20 protein-coding genes are annotated in these 23,361 nt (G+C 44.8%); 2 read left to right on the forward strand and 18 right to left on the reverse strand.

Going from position 1 to position 23,361, the window contains the following annotated elements; genetic code table 11:
- Positions 1-285 precede the first annotated feature (285 nt).
- The 18 genes from INF29_RS04390 to dprA form a co-directional block, all read right to left on the reverse strand.
- A complete protein-coding gene (locus INF29_RS04390; protein WP_193484884.1) occupies positions 286-2,190 on the reverse strand; it encodes a 5'-nucleotidase C-terminal domain-containing protein in 1,905 nt (634 codons plus the stop codon).
- 246 nt (positions 2,191-2,436) lie between these two features.
- Entirely contained in the window at positions 2,437-3,549 is a 1,113-nt protein-coding gene (locus tag INF29_RS04395) for a stalk domain-containing protein (RefSeq protein WP_193484885.1), read from the reverse strand.
- A 29-nt stretch (positions 3,550-3,578) separates the two neighbouring features.
- On the reverse strand, positions 3,579-3,764 hold the full coding sequence (locus INF29_RS04400) for a FeoB-associated Cys-rich membrane protein (RefSeq protein ID WP_242949258.1): 186 nt from the start codon (positions 3,762-3,764) through the stop codon (positions 3,579-3,581).
- Between the two features lie 21 nt (positions 3,765-3,785).
- Positions 3,786-4,940, reverse strand: a complete 1,155-nt coding sequence (locus INF29_RS04405; protein WP_193484886.1) for a radical SAM protein — start codon at positions 4,938-4,940, stop codon at positions 3,786-3,788.
- A 236-nt stretch (positions 4,941-5,176) separates the two neighbouring features.
- A complete protein-coding gene (rseP, locus tag INF29_RS04410; protein WP_330608278.1) occupies positions 5,177-6,256 on the reverse strand; it encodes an RIP metalloprotease RseP in 1,080 nt (359 codons plus the stop codon).
- Between the two features lie 17 nt (positions 6,257-6,273).
- Entirely contained in the window at positions 6,274-7,419 is a 1,146-nt protein-coding gene (locus INF29_RS04415) for a 1-deoxy-D-xylulose-5-phosphate reductoisomerase (RefSeq protein WP_193484888.1), read from the reverse strand.
- Positions 7,420-7,435: 16 nt separating this feature from the next.
- Entirely contained in the window at positions 7,436-8,254 is an 819-nt protein-coding gene (locus INF29_RS04420; protein WP_193484889.1) for a phosphatidate cytidylyltransferase, read from the reverse strand.
- Between the two features lie 15 nt (positions 8,255-8,269).
- Positions 8,270-9,013: an isoprenyl transferase gene (locus tag INF29_RS04425; RefSeq protein WP_193484890.1), complete on the reverse strand. Its 744-nt coding sequence runs from the start codon at positions 9,011-9,013 to the stop codon at positions 8,270-8,272.
- Positions 9,014-9,072: 59 nt separating this feature from the next.
- Positions 9,073-9,630 carry a ribosome recycling factor gene (gene frr / locus INF29_RS04430; protein WP_072852448.1) on the reverse strand — a complete coding sequence of 186 codons (558 nt, stop codon included), beginning with the start codon at positions 9,628-9,630 and terminating at the stop codon, positions 9,073-9,075.
- 25 nt (positions 9,631-9,655) lie between these two features.
- Complete coding sequence (gene pyrH / locus INF29_RS04435) at positions 9,656-10,363, reverse strand: UMP kinase (protein WP_072852446.1); 708 nt, start codon at positions 10,361-10,363, stop codon at positions 9,656-9,658.
- 229 nt (positions 10,364-10,592) lie between these two features.
- Positions 10,593-11,336, reverse strand: coding sequence for a DeoR/GlpR family DNA-binding transcription regulator (locus INF29_RS04440; RefSeq protein WP_072852444.1), 744 nt, complete (start codon positions 11,334-11,336; stop codon positions 10,593-10,595).
- Between the two features lie 118 nt (positions 11,337-11,454).
- Positions 11,455-13,368, reverse strand: a complete 1,914-nt coding sequence (locus INF29_RS04445; RefSeq protein ID WP_193484892.1) for a PTS fructose transporter subunit IIABC — start codon at positions 13,366-13,368, stop codon at positions 11,455-11,457.
- A 15-nt stretch (positions 13,369-13,383) separates the two neighbouring features.
- A complete protein-coding gene (gene pfkB / locus INF29_RS04450; protein WP_193484894.1) occupies positions 13,384-14,289 on the reverse strand; it encodes a 1-phosphofructokinase in 906 nt (301 codons plus the stop codon).
- Between the two features lie 206 nt (positions 14,290-14,495).
- Positions 14,496-15,491 (reverse strand): DUF2971 domain-containing protein, encoded by a 996-nt coding sequence (locus INF29_RS04455; RefSeq protein WP_022364713.1) that lies wholly within the window; start codon positions 15,489-15,491, stop codon positions 14,496-14,498.
- Between the two features lie 164 nt (positions 15,492-15,655).
- Positions 15,656-16,588, reverse strand: coding sequence for a translation elongation factor Ts (tsf, locus tag INF29_RS04460; protein ID WP_072852070.1), 933 nt, complete (start codon positions 16,586-16,588; stop codon positions 15,656-15,658).
- Positions 16,589-16,675: 87 nt separating this feature from the next.
- Entirely contained in the window at positions 16,676-17,401 is a 726-nt protein-coding gene (gene rpsB, locus INF29_RS04465; protein ID WP_072852068.1) for a 30S ribosomal protein S2, read from the reverse strand.
- Positions 17,402-17,580: 179 nt separating this feature from the next.
- Positions 17,581-19,728: a type I DNA topoisomerase gene (gene topA / locus INF29_RS04470; protein ID WP_072852086.1), complete on the reverse strand. Its 2,148-nt coding sequence runs from the start codon at positions 19,726-19,728 to the stop codon at positions 17,581-17,583.
- Between the two features lie 24 nt (positions 19,729-19,752).
- Positions 19,753-20,844 carry a DNA-processing protein DprA gene (dprA, locus tag INF29_RS04475; RefSeq protein WP_191343825.1) on the reverse strand — a complete coding sequence of 364 codons (1,092 nt, stop codon included), beginning with the start codon at positions 20,842-20,844 and terminating at the stop codon, positions 19,753-19,755.
- 203 nt (positions 20,845-21,047) lie between these two features.
- Between dprA and INF29_RS04480 the strand changes: the two genes are divergently transcribed.
- Positions 21,048-22,580, forward strand: coding sequence for a YifB family Mg chelatase-like AAA ATPase (locus tag INF29_RS04480; protein ID WP_193484896.1), 1,533 nt, complete (start codon positions 21,048-21,050; stop codon positions 22,578-22,580).
- A gap of 14 nt (positions 22,581-22,594) precedes the next feature.
- Positions 22,595-23,266: a YoaK family protein gene (locus INF29_RS04485; RefSeq protein WP_243184087.1), complete on the forward strand. Its 672-nt coding sequence runs from the start codon at positions 22,595-22,597 to the stop codon at positions 23,264-23,266.
- Positions 23,267-23,361: the final 95 nt, after the last annotated feature.

Here is a 23,361-nt window from a genome sequence, read left to right on the forward strand (position 1 = left end):
GTTTTCAGGAAAGTTTTTCTTTTTCGGAAGTATACACAGTTTTGGGACATTTTATGTCCCATCTCTTTATTGATATTGGACACTTTTTGTCCCACGTGATTTTGTTGAATTTGTATAAAGCAGATTGTATTGTTTTATATACATCAAACAAATATAGTTCCATTTTTCTATTTCCTACCCGTGGATAAAAAACAAAATATAGCTTTTCAAAAAGCCCTTAGATTTACATCCTGCTTTTTTACAGCAAAAAACCGCATCTGAAAAGATGCGGTTTTTCCGTATTTCTTATTGATTGATCACCAGTTCTTGTCCCACATAGATGCGGTTTGGATTGGAAATCTGTTTTTTATTTGTTTCATAAATCTGTGTCCATTTGGAACCGTTGCCCAATTCTTTCTGGGCAATTTTCCACAGGCTGTCCCCTGCAACAACGGTATACAGTTTTGTGGCAGGCACTTCTGCTTCTGTCTTAGGCGCTTCTACTTCAGGTTCCACAGGTTTTTCAGGTTCTGTTGTTTCTTCCGGTACAGTTGTTTCAGGATTTTCAACGGGTTCGGAAACAATCTTGATTCTGCCCTGAGGTTCTGCATATGTTTCGTCGATGACACCACCCAGAGAATCCACATAGGAAATCAGCGCTTCCGCGTCTACAATGCCAGTATCCTGCACATAAGAGCCCTGTGTCAATACATAATAAGTATCGCCGCCTTCTGCCTGGAAGCTGTTCACTGCTACAGTGTAATTTGCTTTGGGATCAAAAGGTTTGCCGCCAATGCTTGTGATGGTCACACGGCTGCCGGGATTTGCAGGTGCGTAGTATGTAGAATCGGGATATTGTGCGCCATTTTCATAAGGCACTGCTGTATTGACGGTATATTCTGCCCCTGCAATCTGAGGGAAGCCACCAATGGCTGTAGGTGTGCAGAATGTGGATGCTTCCAATACTTCCAGCAGCTGTTCTCCAGTGATTGTCACCAGTGCAACGGTATTGCCGTAAGGGAAAACGGTGTACAGGTCATTCATGGTGATTTCACCTGCGGGCACACTTGCACGGATGCCGCCGCCGTTGGACAGGGCAACATCTACGCTGATATCAAGTCCCTGTTCTTTCACATATTCTCTGCCTGCATACAAATAAGCATCTGCCGTAAAGTCACCCAAATTGGTTTCTTCTGTACGCACGCCGGGATCTTTCTGACCATTCAGGTCTACTTTCGTAGTCGCAAATACCTGGCTGTAATATCCATCTACTTCTGCCTGGTCTGCTGCTACCATTTTGGCAAGATTTTCATCATAGGTGCCATAGTTTGCTGCATAATCAGCAGCACTGATGAGTTTTGCTGTTTCTTCACCAGTTGCTTTATCCACGACAACGGTACCTACATTGGCAAGATAAGAACCTGTGCTGACAATCATGGTATCGCCTACCATCTGACCGCCATCCATCACTGTATGGCTGTGACCGTCCACAATCAGATCAATGCCATCTACAGCTTCTGCCAGATCAGTAGAACGTCTGCCTGTGCTTTCTTCGTCCACACCCAGATGAGTCAGGGCGATGATATAATCACAGCCTTCTGCTTCCAGAGCATCTACCTGCGCCTGTGCACAATCAAACATTTCCTGTCCATCCAGGAATGTCAGGTCTTTGACACTGCTGGGGCTGGATTTTGTGCGGGTTTCCGCTGTATCCAGACCAAAAATACCAACTTTCATGCCATCTGTTTCCACAATGGTATTTGCTTCAAAATAAGGGGTATCTGTTCCTTTTTTCAGCACATTGGCATCAATGATGGGAATATCCGCCGCTTTCAAAACTGCTGCTGTATCCTTCAGCGCTTCAAAACCAAAGTCAAATTCGTGGTTCCCCAAAGACACTGCGTCATAATCTGCTGCTGCCAGATATTCTGCCGCTTTCAAACCATTGCTGTGGTTTACCAACGTGGTGCCCTGAGAGAAGTCCCCTGCATCCAGCAAAACCACATCTGCCCCCTGTGCTTCATAGTAATCCTTCAAAGCAGCAACGCCCGCAATTCCAACAGATTCTTCAGCGGTTGCGTAATACCCGTGAATATCGTTGGTATGGATCACAACCAATTTTCCGTCCATATCTGCCGCAAGGATGGGTACCGTTGTCCCCATTACCATTGCCGCAGAAAGCACTGCTGACCATAATTTGCCATGTTTCATAATACTCCTCCTTTTTCATTGGACTCTCCATATTGTAGCATAATATATGAATTTTGATAAGACTTTTCCATAAAACTACACAACTTTACATACTTTTCACAAGATTTTAATCTAAATTTTGTAATTCTCTCCAATTTCCTTTCTTTTCTATTGTTATAATTTTCTTTTTCCTTTCTATCAAACGCAAAATTCCTACAAAAAAAGTCAGAAATCCATATCTGCATATGAATTTCTGACTTTTATCTTTTACTTATTCACAGGAATTTCCAATTTCACAATGCCTTCGCTATGAGGTTTCAAAGTTGTCTGATCTGCAAAGATGACCATGGTTTTTTCATCTTTCAGATAATACCCCAGATTTGTGTTGGTATCCAGAAGGCTCTGTGCTGCGCCTTCCAAATATTTTTCACTGTTGGAAGCCATATCTCTGCGGAATACCTGCACCATATAATCACGTTCTGTCAGACCGGACTGGAGATTGATATAATCACCCAGTGTTTTGGTTTCCCCTGTCTGCAAGTCGTAAATCTTGCCAACGCCTTTTGTGGTGCCGTTTGCGCCGCCGCGATATTCCCAAACAGTTGTCAAATAGGACAGCACACCTTTTCCATAGAATGCATCTTCATAAGAAATTACCAGCTGGAAAGGATGGAAGTTTTCACCAAGCTCTGCCGCTTCCTGTGTCACTTCGTCTTTGACTTCTACCAAATAGGTATCAGCTGCTTTCATGGTCAGACCTGCAATGTTTTTATTGACAGTATCTCTGGCTGCTTCTGGCACTTCCGCTGTCAAAACGGGATAAATGGCTTTCACTTCTGCCAGCAGATTCCCATTTTCATCCTTCAGCACTTTTTCGTAAGTATCTTCTGCCAGACACTGCACTTCCGGTGCTTTTGTCACAAGTACCATTCTGTTTTCCGCATCCCAGCCAACTTCTGCGCCAAAATATTCTGCAACGGCACGCAAAGGAATCATAGCAGAGCCATTGATATTCTGTGCCGGTGCAGCCATCTGCACACTGGTATCTCCTGTCTGGAACACATCGCTGTCCATGGTCAGGATACCTGTCTTTTCTCCTTCTGTCAATGTGATGGTGTGTGTTTCAGCATCCCATGCAACGGTAACCCCCAATGTTTCCAGAACACCTCTGACAGGCACCAGCGTCACATTATCAACAATAACCGGCTGCTGACCGGAAAATTCTACAGGTTCTTCATTGACCATCACGCCAAGATTGGTCGCTACGGTTTCTTCCGCAGACTGGGCAGGCTCCGCTGCTGTTTCTTCTGCCCCATAAACAGGAACTGCTGCTGCCGCCACTGCTGCCGCACATGTCATAGCCAGAATTCTTTTTTTCATCTTTCATTCCCCCTGTCATTCAAAGAATCTTATGCTTCTTTATCTGTATTTTCTTTCTGCGCAGAAGTACAACCGGCACTATGGGCGCAATTATGACAAGAGCCGCTGCAATGCTGCTGTTTCATGGCATTGAGATTGCGCTGGAGCTTCCGCATATTAAACCACACGATACCAACCACCAAAAGTCCCGGAATGACTTTTGTAATCAGATCCATTTTATCCACGATTTTTCCTCCTTAAATATAACGGTCCATATAACGATGGAGCAATGTTTCCCACTGTTTTTCATCTACTGTATTCCTTGCCAGATCCTCAATGTATGCCAAATCGCTTTCTTTCAGGCGATACAGCTGCTTCCAATCCAACGGGAAGCCCATTCTTCTTGCTAACTGATACTTTCTCTGTTCCAGTTCAGGAAGCGCCAAAAACTGGTCGATATAAGAAAGCATCCATGGAATATCCTGATCCATATCGCCGCTGACTTCCTGCAAAAGATTGATGATATGGTCGCTGGTGATGCGTCCTCTTGCCTTTGTAGGGTCGATATTGGCAATGAGTTTTCTGATTTCCAGCAGTTTTTCCATATCTGTTTCTTCTGTATAATTTCCTGCTACCCGTACTTCTTCCATCAAGGAGCCTGTACGCAGCACAAAGGTACGCAGGCGCACAAAATCAGGGTCTACGGCATTGATTACCTTTGCTGTTTCCAAAGCGTTGTCATCAGAAAGCTCTCTGCCGCCTACCCCCGGCATAAAGTAAATGGAAAGCTCAATGCCTGCATCCCGTACTTTCCGTCCGCCAATGATCTGTTCTTCCTGTGTAGTGCCTTTGCAAATAAGCTGCAGCACTTTATCCGAGCCAGATTCATAGCCGGAATGGATGCGATCCAGACCAGCCTGACGCAAAGCCCGATAATCTTCTTCGGAAATTTTTGCCAATGTATTGGCTCTGCCATAAGAGGTGATTCGTTTGATCTCCGGCAGACGTTCCCGTACATAGCTGACGATTTCCAATAGCCATTCTGTACGCAACACCATAGTATTGGCGTCCTGCAAAAAGATTGCCTGACGATCTCCTTCTGTGAGCCATGTGAATACCATCTGGTAGCACATTCTGGCTTCATCGGAAGGCAGTTCCGCGTATTCTTTCTGCACCGCCGGCATATTCCAATTTTCCCCGTCTTTGTGAGCAAGAATCATATCACGGTAATTTGCCATGGTATCAATATCCTTTTTCACTTCTGCCACAGGACGCGTATGGAAATCATTCTTTTTATAAAGCATACAAAACTTGCATTTATTCCACGGACAGTTTTCCGTTACCCGCAACAGCAGACTGTTTGCCTCACTGGGCGGACGGATAGGTCCGATTTGAAACACATGTTGTTCCATATTCTATTCTCCTTTCGGTACTTCTTACTGTATTCTAACGAATTTCTTCTGAAAATGCAATGAACTTAGCAGAAAAACAAAAAAAGGCAAACTGCATGGGAAAAGAGCTTCTCATTCAGAAAACATTTCTCGTATAATTCATATAAAAAAAGATAGCCGAAGTCCTTTTATCCTAAGGATTCCGACTATCTTTGTTTTCTTATGAAAAAGTCCTTACAGTTTTCCTTTTTCTTTTATCAGAATATCTTCATGATGTCTGTATACATGACAAAGACCATAAAGCCCATGAGGAACACGAAACCACCAAAAAGAATTCTGCTTTCTGTTTCTGGATTCATGGGTTTTCTGCGCAAAATCTCAATGAGCAGAAGCAAGATACGTCCGCCATCCAGACCGGGAATGGGGAACAGGTTCAATACGCCCAGGTTTGCACTGAGTACAGCGGCAATATAAACCACATTTTGCACCGCAGCCATGAAACTGTAGCTAAGCCCCGCTTCGTAGCTATCCCCAACTACTTTTACAATAGAAATTGGACCGCCATATTCATCGGGAGATGCCTGCATGGTAAATACCCTTGCCAAGCCTTCCGCTGTCAGCTTCACATAGTTCAGCATGGCATAATAGCTGTAATGTACAGTTTCGAAAACGCTCGCTGTATCATAGCCTTCTACTTTTTCCGCAAAAATACCATTTTTAATGGTGGGTGTGAATCCAACCAGATATGTCTGTGTTTCTTCGGAATACTGAGGCGTCAATTCATATTCATAAATCACGCCATCCCGTTTGATTTCCAAATCAATGGGTTTTCCGCCGTTTTGCAGCATGATCGCCTGCATTTCATCGTAAATATGGATGCGGTCACCATTGATACGATAAATCTCATCGCCTTCCTGCAAACCAATTTCCTGTGCAGGAGAACCATCCAGCACCGCTGCCACCTTTGGCTGAATGATATAGCCGCCGGCAGACAGACCAAAAATCAGTACAATGGCCAGCAGAAAGTTCATGATAGGACCGGCAGCCATGATTGCCATGCGCGCCCATACGGACTTCGCCAGAAAAGAGCGTTCTGTGATTTCACCCTCCTCTGTTTCCCCATGGAGACGGCAAAAACCGCCCAGCGGGAACAGACGCAGGCTGTATTCTGTTTCCCCGATTTGTTTGGAGCAGATTTTTTTGCCCATACCAACGGCAAATTCTTCTACCCATACGCCGCATTTCTTTGCCACAATAAAATGTCCAAATTCATGGACGATGACAAGAACCCCGATAACAATCAAAGAAATAATGATAGAGGAAAGTATTCCAATCACCTCCAAAAATATTTACATCAAAGTTCTGCTTCCGTTGCATAAGCTCTTGCCCATGCATCCGCTTCCAGCAGATCCTCCAATGTATAGTTTTCTTTTACAGTATATGCCTCCATTGTTTTTTCTATCAATGCAGGAATATCCAAAAATCCAATTTTGCCAGACAGGAATTTTGCCACAGCAATTTCATTGGCGCCGTTCAGCACTGTAGGCATAGTGCCACCGATTTTCAGTGCTTTATACGCCAGTGCCAGACAACGGAATGTGTCCATATCCGGATGGTCGAATGTCAGCTGGGCACGTTTGGCAAAATCGATTTTCGGGAAAGGATTTGCCACACGTTTGGGATATGTCAGGGCATACTGGATAGGTACGCGCATATCAGGTTCCCCAAGCTGTGCCATGATGGCACCGTCTTCATATTCCACTGCGGAATGGATGATGCTCTGGGGATGCACCAGCACTTCAATCTGGTCTGTATCTACGCCAAAGAGCCATTTTGCTTCCATGACTTCCAGACCTTTATTCATCAATGTGGCGGAGTCAATGGTGATTTTTTTACCCATGCTCCAGTTGGGATGACAAAGGGCATCCGCCGCTGTCACATTTTTCAGCTGGTCTAATGTTTTTCCGCGGAAAGGTCCGCCGGAGGCTGTCAGCAGGATACGACGGATTTGATTGTCTTTATTGCCCTGCAAAGACTGGAAAATAGCAGAATGTTCACTGTCTACTGGATAAATGGAAATGCCTTTTTTCTTTGCCAGATCCATGACCAGCTGCCCTGCGGAAACCAAAGTTTCCTTATTTGCCAATGCGATATTTTTTCCTGCGGAAATGGCTTCGAAAGTAGGACGCAGACCCACATTGCCCACAACAGATGTCACAACGGTATCTGCTTCCGCAAGGGTTGCCGCTTCCACCAGACCATCCATACCAGCTACCACTTTGCAGTTGGTGTCTGCCAAACGGCTTTTTAATTCTTTAGCGTTATCCTCGTCCATAACGGAAACCAGTCTGGGACGGAATTTTCTCGCCTGTTCTTCCAGCAGCTTAATATTATGATTGCCGCTGATGGCACCTACCTGAATATCTCCCAGCACTTCCACTACTTCCAGTGTCTGTGTGCCAATGGAGCCGGTAGAGCCCAAAATAGAGATTGTTCTCATATTTTCCACCTCTATATCATACTTGTACATCAATCAAAAACAACATTATATAGTATACGGCAGGCGCTGTCAAAATGACGCTGTCAAAACGATCCAGCACACCGCCATGTCCAGGAATGAGCTTCCCGAAGTCCTTGATGCCTGTCAGACGCTTCATGGCAGAAGCAGCCAGGTCACCGATCTGCGCCAGGAAAGAGCCGAAGAATCCTGTCAGCCCGCAAAGCAGCAGGATATTTACGCCATCCATAGTAAAAGAACGCTGTAACCACAAACCATAGAGCAGTGCCAGAACGGTTGCTGTCACAATGCCGCCGATGGAACCTTCAATGGTTTTCTTTGGGCTCAGTGTGGGAATGAGCTTATGTTTCCCAAATGTGATCCCTGCGAAATATGCCCCTGTATCACAGCCGAAAGCGGCGATGAACGCCAGCCAAACCAGCAGTTTTCCGTAAGTATATTCTCTTACCAGATAGATATGGGACAACAGGAAGCAGGCATAGAAAAAGCCAAAAAATCCTGTCATGCCTTCCAAAGCATTGGTATGGTTATGATACAATACCGTATAGATCAGAAGCACCACCATAAACACAGAAACAAAAATATTGAAATAATTATTCCCGTTGATGATGTCCTCTATGAAAATCATATAGAACAAAGCGAAGGCATAGCAGATCATATGCAGACTTTTGTTTTCTTTGGAAAATGCCTGGTAAAATTCATGCATACCAACCAGTCCAAGAAATCCCACGGCGACTTTCAACCAAATCCCCCCGCTGATGACGAAAAACAGCAGCAAAGGCACGAGGATCACAGCAGAAATGATTCTTGTTTTCATCTGTTTCACCTCTTTTTATCTACCGCCAAAACGGCGTTCTCTGTTCTGATAATAATAAATGGCTTCTCCCAGAGAGGCTCTGTTGAAGTCAGGCCAAAGGGTATCTGTAAAGAAAAATTCAGAGTATGCAATCTGCCACAGCAGGAAGTTGCTGATTCTTTCTTCCCCGCTGGTACGGATGACCAGTTCAGGGTCGGGTACGTTTGCTGTATCCAGATGATCGCTGATCATTTCTTCTGTGATATCTTCCGCTTTCAGATTTCCCTGTTCCACTTCCGCAGCAATTTTTGTGATGGCTCTGCGCAATTCATCACGTCCGCCATAGTTCAATGCGATATGGACAAACAGACCTGTTTTATCCTTAGAAAGATCTTCGATTTCCAGAATGCTGTCCTGAATATCCTGATCCAGACGATGAATATCCCCGATAACATTCAAGCGAATGTCGTCCTTCAGGAATTTTTTGAAATAGTTTTTCAGGTACTGGCGCAGCAAATCCATGATAGCGTCAACTTCTTCCTGAGAACGTTTCCAGTTTTCTGTGGAAAAAGCGTATACTGTCAGATGCTTTACGCCCAGATCACGACAATCCTCAATGATCCGTTCCAGTGCTTCTGCGCCTGCCTTGTGCCCTGCTTTTCTGGGCAGGAAACGCTTCTTTGCCCATCTGCCATTGCCATCCATGATGATGGCAATATGCTGGGGCACTCTTTCCATATCAATTTCGTAGTTATTTGTTTCTGTTTGCTGAAAAAACATTTTTTCCCCTCCATGTAACAAAGCCCCTCTGCAATGAGAGGGGCAGTAATTTTGAAAAATCAAACAGACAGAATGTCCTTGCATTTATCATCGCATTTTTTGTCGATATCTGCGATGTATTTATCTGTCAGTTTCTGCATTTCTTCTTCCAGATCTTTCAGAATATCTTCTGTGATTTCTTTTTTCTTTTCCTGTTTTTTGAAAGCGTCCAGAGCATCACGACGGATGTTGCGGATCGCAACTTTGGATGCTTCTGCTTTTTTCTTAACGTCTTTATTCAGTTCTTTTCTGCGTTCTTCAGACAGTTCAGGGAAAATCAGACGGATTACTTTCCCGTCATTGCCGGGGTGGATACCCAGTTCAGAAGCGTTGATCGCTTTTTCAATGGCTTTGAGCATGGAGCCGTCCCAAGGCTGAATCTGGATCATACGAGGTTCGGGTACAGTGATGTTCCCTACCTGATTGATGGGAGTAGGCGCACCGTAGTAATCTACCATGATTTTATCCAATACATGAGGGTTTGCACGGCCCGCACGAATCGTAGCATAATCACTGTCCAATGCGGCGAGAGTTTTTGTCATTTTTTCGTCGTAAATTTTTGTTGCTTCAGATGCCATATCGATTCCTCCTAAATGATCAATCTTAAGATACTGTTACCAATGTACCGATTTTTTCGCCTTTGACTGCACGCATAATGCTGTTTTCTTCATTCAAGCCGAAAATAACTACCGGAATTTTTCTTTCAAAACAAAGCGCTGCTGCAGATGTGTCAATGACCTTCAGATTCTTTTTCACGATATCTTCGGATGTGATCACATCTAATTTTTTCGCGTTGGGATTCTTTGCAGGGTCGTCATCATATACGCCATCGATATTCTTCGCAAAGAACAGACCGTCTACATCCAGTTCTGCGCCACGCAGTGCTGTGATGGTGTCTGTAGAGAAGAAAGGATGTCCCAATCCTGCTGCAAAAATCAATACTTCACCGTTTTCCAGATGTGCCAGCGCACTGTCTTTGGAGAACAGTTCTGTCATTGTGCCAAATACAACGGGTGTCTGAATCACCGCTTTTGTTCCCTGCTGACGGAATGCGTCGGCCAGATAAATGGCATTCATCACAGTTGCCAGCATACCGATCTGGTCTGCTTTTGTTCTGTCCATGGCACTGTCAGCGCTTCTGCCTCTCCAGAAGTTACCGCCACCTACCACCAGACATACCTGTGTTCCCATTTCCATTACCTGACGAATCTGTTTCACCAGACCGGAAACGACTGCGTCATCGAAGGAAACGCCTTCCTTATCTCCTGCCAGTGCTTCTCCGCTCAGTTTCAGCACAATTCTCTTATACATGCAAACAGCCTCCTTAATTTATAATGTATCATAAACCGCATAAAATTTCCACATATATTTTCCGACATGCAGCGAGCACACGGAAACCTGTAAAAAGGGAAATGTCCAACCATTTCCCCTCACCGTTCCTCTTTTGTTTCGACACAAAACCTGAAATTTTATTGCCGTCGATGATTATACCATACAACGGTGACAGGTTCAACACTTCGCCGCAATCCTTTTGAAAAAATCATTCTGCTTTTAATATATTGCTGCAGCGGGCAAACTCGGGCAAGATTTCCTCTGTAATCACAGTGGCGTCATAAAAATCACAAAAGCTTACGGCACTCATGCGGTTGAATTTTTTGCTGTCCCCCAGAATATAAGTTTCCCGGCTCTGCTGGGCTGCACAGCGCTTCAAAGACGCTTCCCGAATGTCCGGTGTAGTATAGCCTGCTGTCTTTCCAATACCGTTTGTACCGAAAAAGCCTTTTGTGAAATGATACCGCCGCAGCTGTTCCACAGCTTCATCCCCCACAATGGCTTCTGTAGAAGATTTATATTCACCGCCCAACAAATGGACCTCCACGCCAAGTCTTGCCAGCTTTTTGGCATGGGCAATGCCATTTGTCACAAAAACAGCGGATTTTTCTATCAAAAAGTCTGGAATCCAAGCTGTCGTGGTGCCTGCATCCAGAAATACAAAATCATCTGCCCGAATCAAAGATGCTGCAAAACGGGCAATCTGCTCTTTTGCCTCTTTATTCTCGTCTTCTCTGCGATTGACTTCTTCATCTTTGGTACGGTATTCCATATCAATGGCAACGGCACCGCCGAATACCTTCACCAGACGTCCTTTTTTATGCAGTACAGTCAAATCCCTGCGGATGGTGGATTCAGAACTTTCCAGCAATTCCGTCATTTCTTTGACGGTCACACTTTTTTTCTCATTTACCAAATCGAGAATTTTTTCATATCGTTGTTCTGTCAACATATAAAAGCCTCCCTTTTTGTCATTATATCATGCAAAAACAGTCAAAATCAACCAGAAACGAAACCCAGAAAAAGGGAAAGCGGCAAAGCACAGGGCTTTGCCGCAAATCTATGCAAACTTATTCTGTTACATCTTTTTTCAAAATCCCCAGCAGTACTGCTGCCACAATGGTACCTGCTACCAGAGAAGCCAGATACATCAGCGCATTGCCTACAACAGGGAATACGAAGATGCCGCCGTGAGGAGCCATCAGTGTGCAGTCAAATGCCATGGACAGTGCGCCTGCCAGTGCAGAACCTACGATACAGGAAGGCAGTACACGCAGAGGGTCAGATGCTGCAAAAGGAATTGCACCTTCTGTGATGAATGCCAGACCCATGATGAAGTTAGTCGGACCGGATTCACGTTCCTGTTTTGTATATTTTTTCTTGAACAGGATGGTGGACAGAGCGATGGCACAAGGAGGTACCATACCGCCGACCATAACTGCTGCCATAATGTCATAGTTGCCTGCTGCAATGGAAGCTGTACCGAATACGTAAGCAGCCTTGTTGAAGGGACCGCCCATGTCGATGGACATCATACCAGCCACCAGAATACCCAGCAGCACTTTGCTTGTGCCACTCATGTTTGTCAGTGCTGTATTCATGGCTGTATTCAGCGCACCAACAGGAGGTTCTACCACGAAGTACATAATCAGACCTACAATCAGGATACCGAACAGAGGATACAGCAATACAGGAGCGATTTTTTCCAATGCTTCAGGAAGTTTATCGAAAATCTTACGCAGGAAAACGATTGTATAACCTGCCAGGAAACCAGCTACCAGAGCGCCCAGGAAACCAGAGCTGCCGGAAGCTGCGATGGAACCGCCTACAAAGCCCAGCGCCAGACCAGGTCTGTCACCGATACTCATGGCAATGAAACCAGCCAATACAGGCAGCATGAAGGCAAATGCCACACCGCCGATCTGTTTAAACAGTGCCGCAGCAGGTGTGATGGTACCGAAGTTGGCACGCATATCTGCAGGCAATGTTGTCATATCTACACACAAGCCGTCAATCAGGAAGGCAATGGCAATGAGGATACCGCCGCCAACAACGAAAGGAAGCATATGAGATACACCGTTCATGAGCTGCATATAGATTTTATGTCCAACGGAGCCGCTTGCTTTCACTGTTTCCTGAGGTTTTGTTTCTGCCTGATACAGAGGTACTTTGCCGGAGATCGCTTCGTCCAGCAGTTCTTCTGCTTTGCTGATACCATCTGCTACGTGGCAGGAAATAACGGGTTTGCCATGGAAACGATCCATAGGCACCTGTGTATCTGCTGCAACGATGATGCAGTCAGCTGCTGCGATTTCTTCCGCAGTCAACACATTTTTCGCACCGCCGCTGCCGCGGGTTTCTACTTTAATGGTGCAGTTCTTTGCTTTTGCTGCTTTTTCCAGACCTTCCGCAGCCATGTAAGTGTGCGCGATACCTGTAGGGCAGGAAGTAACTGCCAGAACTTTGCAAACAGGTGCTGCCGCTGCAGTTGTTTCTACAGGCGCTTCTTCTGTTTTTTCTTCATTTTCTGCTTCTTCCGCATCGTCGATGACTTTCAGGAATTCATCTACTGTTTTTGCGTTTCTCAAGCTATCCGCAAAATTTTCATCCATCATCATAACGGAAAGTTTGCTCAATACATCCAGATGCACATTATCTGCTGTATTAGGAGCAGCGATGAGGAAAATCAGTGTTGCAGGTTCTCCGTCCAGAGATTCAAAATCAACACCTTCTGGTACAACCAGTGCAGCCAGACCGGGCTTTTCTACGAATTCGCCTTTCCCGTGAGGAATTGCCAATCCTTCGCCAATACCTGTTGTTCCTTCTTCTTCTCTGCGATAAACTTCTTTACGGTAAGCTTCTGCATCTTTAATTTTACCGCTGTCGATCATCAACTGAATAACTGTGTCCAAAGCTTCTTTCTTGGACGCCGGTTTTGCATCAAGGGCAATACTGCGGCGATCCAGCAAATCTGTAATACGCATGTGGGTCCCCTCCCTTTATTTTAACTTTTTATACAAAGCCAATACTTCTTCTTTTGTCGCCAGATTTTCGCTGAAAGCGCTGGCGCTGCCTGCAGAAATCCCCATCTTAAAGGCATGGGCATAATCTCCGCTTTCCAGCCAGCCTGCCAAAAATCCGGCTACCATGGAATCTCCTGCACCAACACTGTTGACCAGTTTTCCCTCAGGGGCAGGCAAATGATAAAAATCGCCTTTTTCTGTCAGCAGAGCCGCACCTTTTCCGCCCATGGAAACCAGTACGTTTCTTGCGCCCTGTTCCTGCAGTTTTCCGGCATAAATTTTGACCTTTTCCATATCATCAATGGTCACATCAAAGATTTCACCCAGTTCATGATGATTGGGTTTGATCAAAAATGGATGATGCTCCAATACATTGCAAAGCAGATTGCCTGTAGCATCCACAACGGTCAGGATTTCTTTGCCAGCCAGACGATGGAGAATATCCTGATAAATGGTTGCCGGCAGACCTGTAGGAATGCTTCCCGCCAGAACCAGCACATCGCCTTTTTCCAGCATATCCAGTTTTTGCATCAGCTGCTCCAATGCTTCTTCTGTAATGACTGGGCCTCTGGCATTGATTTCTGTGCCGTCCGCAGATTTCAATTTCACATTGATGCGGCTGCATCCTTCTGGCAAAGTCTTGAATGCTGTATGGCACCCTTTTTCCTGTAACAGGCGGCAGATTTCATCGCCTACAAATCCGGCAGTGAATCCCAGTGCTGTACTTTCTACGCCGAGATTTCGCAGCACCATGGAAACGTTGATGCCCTTTCCGCCAGGAAAAATACTTTCTGATGTTGTTCTGTTGGTCATACCCATCTGAAAGGAGGGCACTTCCACGATATAATCCAAAGATGGATTAAAGGTAACTGTGTAAATCACAGCCTCACCTCCAGTGACTGAATTTGAAATAGTTTTAACTTGGATTTATTATATAATCAAATTCGTTCAAAATCAATCATATTAGGTCACAAAAAAATTGACTTATTTTTATTGAAATTGACTAAGTTTGATTGTTTTTGGTTATTTTCATGTAAAAAAAGCTGTCTGTGGAAGATTGCCCACAAACAGCCATTTTCATTCTATATTCAAATGCGATAAGAAGAATCCGATTTACGAATTTTTACATCTGCCGTATCAAAACCGAAGTGCCCAAGAAGCTGGAATACATCTTCTTCCTCCAGGCGACAGTTCGGTCCAATAACGATTTCCCGAATCATATCATTATGCATATAATCCCCGTCAGAAAAATCCATATCCATGTAAGATACAATGTCATTATCCTCCACACGAAATTCCAGTGCCTTAGGGAAAAGGCGTTTCATTGCCGGTCTAATGGAATGTCCTGTACGTTTCCAATTATATATATTTTCCCAATCGCTTTCGCTTTTGATGATTTCATCTTTCAAAATGAGCCGCCATTCATCCTCCTCCGCAAAAGAATCATCCTTATAGAAGAAAGAATCCTGCAGTAAGGGAATAAACCAATGTCCCGCTTGAGAATCCAAATAAGTACCATCCAAAATCTGCTTCGTTTCATTTCGCTCCATATAGGAAAACAGGGTTTCTACCAATTTTGCCGCATGGCGATTCAAACTCAGATTACATTGGGTAGTATCGCAGTCCATGACATTCTTATTCGTGTCGATATAATGCACCTTACGGAATTCCAACTGAGCATCAGGAATCTGCTCAATGAGCCGCTCAATGGTTTCTACATCAAAACCAATGGCTACCCCTCTGCCGTTGTCCGCATACCCCCTCCATTGCGCCAGATAGTCGTCGGACTCGGAAAAACAAGCGATATAAGCCATTAGGTCCTTATATCCCTTTACATGTTCAATCATTTTATCAATGAGGTACACAATGAATTCCCGATAAGTCAAGCCGCCAAAAGTCTGATCACTGTCTACTCCCGGACGGGAAAGCATAATCTGAATGGCGCGGTTGCGGGTGATATGCAAAAGAGCCTTGCTTTCATTGGTATCATTTTGTTTATTGATATCAGATAAACGGATCGTTTTATGTTCCAATATATTCAAAAGGGTCGACAAACTACAGTAATGATAAACCAGTTGTTTCATTCCATTCCCTCCTAGTGCATGTTCTCTTTCTCATTTAACCATTTTTTATGGCCGGACGCAACCACATTTCTGTAAAAGTTTTCCCCAAAGAAAAAACGGATAAAACCTTTTGCAAGGTTCTATCCGTTTTGGAATTCATAAGATGTGCAAAATATGTTTGCAGATTACTGCATAGCTTTTGCTACTTCATCAGCAAAGTTTTCGTCTTTCTTTTCCAGACCTTCGCCTGTTTCGAAACGTACGAAACGTGTGATTTCGATAGGAGCGCCTACTTCTTTTGCTACGGAGTCAATGTATTTTTTCACTGTCAGATCGCCGTCTTTTACGTAAGGCTGTTCAACCAGGCAGAATTCTTTCATTTCTTTTTTCAGTCTGCCTTCGATCATTTTAGCAATGATGTTTTCAGGTTTGTTTGCGTTTTTAGGATCGTTTTTAGCCTGTACTGTCAGAATTTCTGTTTCTTTTTCGATGAAGTCAGCGGGAACGTCTTTTTCAGCGATGAATTTAGGGTTCAGAGCTGCAATCTGCATTGCAACGTTTTTGCCCAGTTCTTCCAGAGCGTCGCTGTCGTTATCGCAAGCCAGTTCGATCAGAACGCCGATTCTGCCGCCGCCATGGATATAGGAAACCAGTCTGCCGGAACCAGCTTTTTCGAATTTTTCGAAACGTCTGATGTTCAGGTTTTCACCGATAACTGCTACCTGCTGGCTCAGAGCTTCTTTTACTGTGAACTGAGGATCCAGATCCCATTTTTCAGCGAAGAAAGCATCCATATCTGTTGCTGTTGTTGTGGAAGCCTGTTTTGCAACTGCTGCAACATAATCTCTGAATACCTGGTTCTTTGCAACGAAGTCTGTTTCGGAGTTTACTTCTACGATTGTACCAACTTTGTTGTCATCGCTCAGGTAAACATCAACGATACCTTCGGAAGCAATACGACCTGCTTTTTTCGCAGAAGCTGCCAGACCTTTTTCTCTCAGCAGTTCAACTGCTTTTTCCATATCGCCGTCTGTTTCAGTCAGGGCTTTTTTGCAGTCCATCATGCCAACGCCTGTCATTTCTCTCAGTTCTTTTACCATTGCTGCTGTAATAGCCATGTTCTTTTCCCTCCGTATATTGGTTTTATGATAAGAAAGAGCTTCAGCCCGTGAATCGGCTGAAGCTCGGGCAAATTGCCTATGAAATTATTCAGCTACTGTTTCTTCAGCTGCTTCTGCGTTTTCCTGTTCACCCTGTTTGGATTCCAGAACTGCATCAGCTACTTTGGAAGCGATCAGTTTTACGGCGCGGATCGCGTCATCGTTACCGGGGATTACATAGTCGATTTCATCGGGATCGCAGTTTGTATCTACGATAGCAACGATGGGAATACCCAGTGTGTGTGCTTCCTGAACAGCGATTTTTTCTTTTCTTGTATCAACAACGAACATCAGATCGGGGATCTTCTTCATTTCTTTGATACCGCCCAGGTTCTTTTCCAGTTTTTCCATTTCGTGCATCAGGGCTGCAACTTCTTTTTTGGGCAGAACTTCAAAAGTGCCGTCTTCCTGCATTTTTTCCAGTTCTTTCAGTCTTGCAATTCTTGTTTTGATTGTGTTGAAGTTTGTCAGCATACCACCCAGCCATCTCTGGTTAACGTAGTACATACCGCATCTTTCAGCTTCTTCTTTGATGCATTCCTGTGCCTGTTTCTTTGTACCAACGAACAGAACTTCGCCGCCGTCAGCTACGATGTTGCAGATTTCAGCATAAGCTTCGTCTACTTTTTTAACGGTTTTCTGCAGGTCGATGATGTAGATACCGTTTCTTTCTGCGAAGATGTATTCAGCCATTTTAGGGTTCCATCTTCTTGTCTGGTGACCAAAATGTACACCAGCTTCTAACAACTGTTTCATTGAAATTACGCTCATAGCGCACCTCCTGTGGTTTGTCCTCCGCATCATCCCCCGTGTCACCGAACTCTTCGGCACCGGACACAGGGCAGCAAATGCGTGTGTTTTTAAGTTACCTATGGGATTATAGCACAATCCCATACAAATTACAACCATAAATTATGGTTTTTTTCAACTTTTTCTGAAAAAACAGCGGGTTATTCCTCTGTATTTTCTTCTTTTTCCGGTTCAGGCTCCCGCATGTAGCCGCATTTTTCATTGGAGCATACGATTTTGGGATTTTTCTTGCCCTTTTCTTCCAGGAAACTGCCGCAGACGGGACATTTTTCTCCGGTAGGTTTATTCCAGGACATGAAGCCGCACTCGGGATTGTTTTCACAACCGAAGTAAGTTCTGCCTTTCTTAGTTTTCTTGATGAGAACTTTGCCGCCGCATTCGGGACAGTTCACGCCAGCTTCTTCAAAGAAAGGTTTCGCATTCTGACATTCCGGGAAACCGGGGCAAGCCAGGAATTTTCCATATCTGCCATATTTGATAACCATGTTTCTGCCGCATTTTTCGCAGATAACATCAGTTACTTCATCTTTGATTTCCACTTTTGCCAGTTTTTCTACTGCATTTTCTACTGCCGCATGAAAACCTGGATAGAAATCACGAATGATCTGTTTCCATTCTTCTCTGCCCATTTCCACGTCATCCAGACGTTCTTCCATGTTGGCTGTGAAGTCTACGTCCACAATATCCGGGAAATAGGTTTTCATGATATCGTTTACCACTTCCCCCAATTCTGTGGGATAGAGGTTTTTGGCTTCTTTTGTAACGTAGTTTCTTGCCTGAATGGTGGTCAATGTAGGCGCATAGGTACTGGGACGGCCTACACCGATTTCTTCCAGTGTTTTGATGAGAGATGCGTCTGTAAAACGCGCGGGAGGCTGTGTGAAATGCTGTTCCGGCAGGATTTCCAGTGCTTTCAGCACATCACCTTCATTCAGCACAGGCATCTGCACATCTGCTTCTTCTTCCCCTTTGTTATAAACTTCCAGGAAACCACGGAAAGTCAAACGGGAACCGGACGCACGGAAACTATATTCCCCTGCTGCCAGTTTTACCTGCATAGTGTCATAAAGTGCAGGGCTCATCTGGCTGGCAACGAAGCGTTCCCAAATGAGTTTATACAATTTATACTGATCTTTTGTCAAAGATTCTTTGATGCTGTCAGGTGTCCGCTGTACATTTGTGGGACGGATGGCTTCGTGGGCATCCTGTGTTTTCCCTTTGGATTTATATACCACACGTTCGGGATTCACATATTCTTCCCCGAAGTTTTCACCGATATAGGAAACTGCCGCTTCGTAAGCTTCATCGGAAATACGGAAGGAGTCCGTACGGATATAGGAAACCAGACCCACGTTGCCTTCCCCTTTTACATGAACGCCTTCATACAGCTGCTGGGCAATAAGCATGGTTTTCTGTGTTGCCATGTTCAGATGCTTGCTGGCTTCCTGCTGCATGGTACTGGTGGTAAAAGGCGCAACGGGTTTCTTCTGGCGTGTACCTTTTTTCACTTCTTTGACGATGAAATCCTGTCCTTTCAGACCGTTTTCCACTTCCTGAACCACCTGCGCATTAGGCAGTTCCATTTTTTCACTGCCCTTGCCGTAAAATCTGGCTTCAAATGTTTTCTTTTCCGCATCGGTAAGTTTTGCGCCAATGGTCCAGTATTCGTCAGGAATGAAGCCGCGAATTTCGTCCTCTCTGTCGCAAATCAGACGCAGTGCAACAGACTGTACACGACCGCCGCTGAGACCTTTTTTGACTTTCTTCCATAATAAGTCGCTGACGGTATAGCCCACCATTCTATCCAGCACACGACGTGCCTGCTGGGCATCTACCAAATCCATGTCGATTTCTCTTGCTTCAGAAATGGAGCGTTTTACTGCTGCCTTTGTGATTTCGTTGAAGGTGATACGGCTGATGTCCTTATCATCACCTAAGTTGAGAGCGTGAAGCAGATGCCAGCTGATGGCTTCCCCTTCACGGTCCGGGTCAGTTGCCAGATAGACTTTATCGGCAGCCTTCGCCTCTTTTTTCAGTTTGCTCAGCAAATCGCCTTTGCCGCGGATGGTGATATACTTGGGTTCGAAATCATGTTCGATGTCAATGCCCATCTGGCTTTTGGGCAAATCGCGGATATGCCCCATGGAAGCCTCAATTTTATAATTGCTTCCCAGAAATTTTCCAATAGTACTTGCCTTTGCAGGAGATTCTACAATGACAAGGTATTTCTTTGACGCAGCTTTCTTGGTTGTTTTCTTTGGTTTTGCTGCAGTCGCTTCTTTGCTCATATCTTCACCTCTCAGCCTTCTCTGTTAACTGCGGACATAGCCCGCCTGCTGTAATTTTCGAATATATCCAGTGATTTCCAACAGAGAAAGTACATATTGTATATCCTGAATTGGCTTTTCCAGCATCCGGCTCAATTCCTCAGCCGTTAATGGTGCAGCCTCAGTTATTTTCTCATAAATTTCCCGTTCTTCGGGTTCCAGTTTTTCTTCTACTTTTTCATAGAAACGAGTCTTTTCCTTTTCCTGATAGGATATGCCGAGTTCCTCTAAAATATCTCCCGATTCTGTAATGATTGGGCATCCCTGTTTAATCAGGTTATTGGTGCCTTCGCTCAGTTTGCTGGTGACATTGCCCGGCAGAACAAAAACATCTCTGCCGTTTTCCAGCGCCAAATCCGCTGTAATCAATGTGCCGCTGCGTTTTCCTGCTTCAATGACAACAATCAGTTTGGAAAGACCGCTGATGATGCGGTTGCGATAGGGAAAATGATAAGGAACTGCTTTTGTTCCTGGCGGATACTCCGACAGCACACAGCCGTTTTCAATGATCCGCTCCATCAATTCCCGATTTTCCGCAGGATAACAAACATCTACGCCACAGCCCAGAACAGCGATAGTTTTTCCGCCGCCGTCCATGATGCCTTTATGAGCAACAGCATCAATGCCTTTCGCCATACCACTGACAACAATTACGTTGGTCTGACCCAAATCCTTTGTAATGCGGTACGCCACAGACGAGCCATATTGTGAACATCTTCTGGCGCCAATGACACCAATCTTATCAATATGGTCATCAGGCAGAGCGCCTTTCACATAAATCCCCAAAGGAGGATCATAAATCTGTTTCAGCAAATAAGGATAGGACGGGTGGAAATAGGAATAAAAGGAAATTTCTTTTTCCTCCAATTCAATCATCCATTCATCCAACATTTCTGGGTCGCGTTGGGATAAAATGGTATCTGCAAGTTTTGTGGCATTGCCCAAAGCACTGCGGATTTCTTCCGGTTCTGCGTAAAAAATGTTTTCCGCTGTACCAAATCTTCCCAAAAGCTGAAAGGCTTTCTTTGTGTTATGCAGTGTCACTCTTGCCAGCCACATCAGATACGTTTCTTCCACAACGTCGCCTCCTTATCCCCTTGCCAGTTACGCAATCTACTATATATGCTTTCTTTTCAAAATTCAATGATTTTTTTCTAAAAATTTGAAAATAATGTGAATTCCTATGCATGTACTAGTAGAAATCTCCAATTTTCATTGCACTTTTTCGTAAGAATTGTTATGATAAAAACAGAATTTTTCAAGAGAAATGAGGCGAGGTCATGCTTTCCATTATTCATAGTGCCGCACTGCTTGGCATTGACGCTTATGCTGTCAATGTAGAAGTTGACTTAAGCAGCGGACTGCCTGCTTTTGACATAGTTGGGCTGCCAGATTCTGCAGTCAAAGAATCTCGGGAACGGGTACGCACTGCCATCAAAAACACAGGGCTTTCCTTTCCAACCAAACGCATCACAGTCAATTTAGCGCCGGCGGACACGAAAAAAGAAGGGGCGTCCTTTGACCTGCCCATTGCCGCAGGGATTCTGACTGCTATGGGAACCCTGCCTACTGACGCACTGGATGGATATTTATTGGCCGGAGAACTTTCTCTGGATGGTTCTCTGCGCCCCGTCAACGGCATTCTGCCCATGGTCTATGGCGCATTGCAGGATGGCATCACAAAGTGCTTTGTGCCCTATGAAAATGCCGAAGAGGCGGCTCTTGTGGAAGGCATGGAGGTTTATCCCCTCCATAGTCTGCGGCAATTAGTTGCCATTTTGCAAAATCAGGAAACATTACAGCCTTATCATGTAGATCTGGACAATCTCTTTGCTGATGACAAAGAATGGGAAAGTCTGGATTTTTCTCATGTAAAAGGACAAGAAAATGCCAAACGTGCTATGGAACTGGCTGCTGCTGGTGGGCACAATATCCTGCTTATCGGTCCTCCCGGTTCCGGTAAAACCATGTTGGCAAAACGCTTTCCCACCATACTGCCTGACCTGACTTTTGCGGAAAGCATAGAAATCACAAAAATTTATAGTGTAGCAGGTCTTTTGCAGAACAAAAACGCTTTGATTCACCATAGACCTTTTCGCTCTCCCCACCATACCATTTCCGCTTCTGCCCTCACCGGCGGCGGAAGAATCCCAAAACCTGGGGAAATTTCTTTGGCACATAATGGTGTGCTATTTCTGGACGAATTGCCGGAATTTCAGCGTTCTGCGCTGGAAGTCATGCGGCAGCCCATGGAGGATGGAAAAGTCACCATTGCCCGTGTCAGCGGCACTTTGACATTTCCCTCTGATTTCATGCTGGTGGCAGCCATGAACCCCTGCCCCTGCGGTTATCTGGGCAGCGGGGATAAATGCCACTGCACTGTCAATGAAATTGCCAAATATCAGAGCAAAATCAGTGGACCTCTGTTAGACCGTATTGATTTGATGGTGGAAATGCCGGCTGTTGGCTATGAAGATCTGCAAAACAGTACTCCCGGCGAATCTTCCGCAGAAATCAAAAAACGTGTGGTAAAAGCCCACGAAATCCAGCTGCAGCGATATAAAAAGGAAGGAATTTTCTTCAATGCTCAGCTGAATGCGGCACAAGTGGAGAAATACTGCCCTCTCGGGGAAGCAGAACAAAAACTGCTGAAGGCAGCCTTCTCTTCTATGGACTTAAGTGCAAGGGCTTATCACAAAATATTGAAAGTTGCCCGAACAGCAGCCGACTTGGACGGCAGCGAAGAAATCACCGTCCGTCATCTGGCGGAAGTTCTGCAATATCGTTCTTTAGACCGAAAATATATGATTTAACAGGAGATTGACTTATGACACTACATACAGACCAAATGTCCGATTCCTTCCGCATCGGCGCCATGCTGGCAGTCGTAGGCGGGTTTCTGGACGCATATACTTATCTGGCACGAGGTCAGGTTTTTGCCAATGCCCAAACAGGCAATATCGTCCTGCTTGGCGTGCACTTATCTGAAGGGGATTTCAAAAAAGCCCTTTCCTATCTGGTTCCCATTCTGGCATTTGTTGCTGGAATTTTTGTGGATGAATGGATCAAACATCGTCTGGAAGGAAAAGTGGCACTGCACTGGCGGCAGACGGTGCTTCTCATTGAAATTTTGGCTTTGATCGTCGTGATATTTCTTCCTCTGGGAAAGGCAGACCCCTTAGCCAATGCATTGGTTTCCTTTATCTGCTCTATGCAGGTACAAAGTTTCCGTAAATTTCATGGTATGCCTTATGCCACTACCATGTGTACCGGCAATCTGCGCAGCGGAACAGACCATCTGGTGAAATATTTCCAGACAAAAGACCCTTCCCGCAGAGAAAAAAGTTTCCATTATTACAGCATTATCCTATTCTTTATTCTAGGTGCTGCCATTGGCGCTGTAGGAACAAAACTCTGGGGCAGTCCTGCTCTGGTCATCTGCTGCATCCTGCTTGCAATTGCTTTTGCAATGCTCTTTGTAAAGCCAAAAACAGAATAAAAATAAAAAGATACTCCTTTAGGGGCATCTTCATAAGAAAACAAAGCAAGCTGAAATCCTTATGATATAGAGGATTTCAGCTTGCTTATTTTTAT

It is taken from the genome of Anaerotignum lactatifermentans (assembly GCF_014982935.1).
Classification (GTDB): Bacteria; Bacillota; Clostridia; order Lachnospirales; family Anaerotignaceae; genus Anaerotignum; species Anaerotignum lactatifermentans.

Excerpts from the sequence above, each read along its gene's own strand:
- INF29_RS04390 (WP_193484884.1), bottom strand. The coding sequence starts at position 2,190 with ATGAAACATGGCAAATTATGGTCAGCAGTGCTTTCTGCGGCAATGGTA.
- INF29_RS04395 (WP_193484885.1), bottom strand. The coding sequence starts at position 3,549 with ATGAAAAAAAGAATTCTGGCTATGACATGTGCGGCAGCAGTGGCGGCA.
- INF29_RS04400 (WP_242949258.1), bottom strand. The coding sequence starts at position 3,764 with ATGGATCTGATTACAAAAGTCATTCCGGGACTTTTGGTGGTTGGTATC.
- INF29_RS04405 (WP_193484886.1), bottom strand. The coding sequence starts at position 4,940 with ATGGAACAACATGTGTTTCAAATCGGACCTATCCGTCCGCCCAGTGAG.
- INF29_RS04415 (WP_193484888.1), bottom strand. The coding sequence starts at position 7,419 with ATGAGAACAATCTCTATTTTGGGCTCTACCGGCTCCATTGGCACACAG.
- INF29_RS04420 (WP_193484889.1), bottom strand. The coding sequence starts at position 8,254 with ATGAAAACAAGAATCATTTCTGCTGTGATCCTCGTGCCTTTGCTGCTG.
- INF29_RS04425 (WP_193484890.1), bottom strand. The coding sequence starts at position 9,013 with ATGTTTTTTCAGCAAACAGAAACAAATAACTACGAAATTGATATGGAA.
- frr (WP_072852448.1), bottom strand. The coding sequence starts at position 9,630 with ATGGCATCTGAAGCAACAAAAATTTACGACGAAAAAATGACAAAAACT.
- pyrH (WP_072852446.1), bottom strand. The coding sequence starts at position 10,363 with ATGTATAAGAGAATTGTGCTGAAACTGAGCGGAGAAGCACTGGCAGGA.
- INF29_RS04440 (WP_072852444.1), bottom strand. The coding sequence starts at position 11,336 with ATGTTGACAGAACAACGATATGAAAAAATTCTCGATTTGGTAAATGAG.
- INF29_RS04445 (WP_193484892.1), bottom strand. The coding sequence starts at position 13,368 with ATGCGTATTACAGATTTGCTGGATCGCCGCAGTATTGCCCTTGATGCA.
- INF29_RS04455 (WP_022364713.1), bottom strand. The coding sequence starts at position 15,491 with ATGAAACAACTGGTTTATCATTACTGTAGTTTGTCGACCCTTTTGAAT.
- tsf (WP_072852070.1), bottom strand. The coding sequence starts at position 16,588 with ATGGCTATTACAGCAGCAATGGTAAAAGAACTGAGAGAAATGACAGGC.
- rpsB (WP_072852068.1), bottom strand. The coding sequence starts at position 17,401 with ATGAGCGTAATTTCAATGAAACAGTTGTTAGAAGCTGGTGTACATTTT.
- topA (WP_072852086.1), bottom strand. The coding sequence starts at position 19,728 with ATGAGCAAAGAAGCGACTGCAGCAAAACCAAAGAAAACAACCAAGAAA.
- INF29_RS04480 (WP_193484896.1), top strand. The coding sequence starts at position 21,048 with ATGCTTTCCATTATTCATAGTGCCGCACTGCTTGGCATTGACGCTTAT.
- INF29_RS04485 (WP_243184087.1), top strand. The coding sequence starts at position 22,595 with ATGACACTACATACAGACCAAATGTCCGATTCCTTCCGCATCGGCGCC.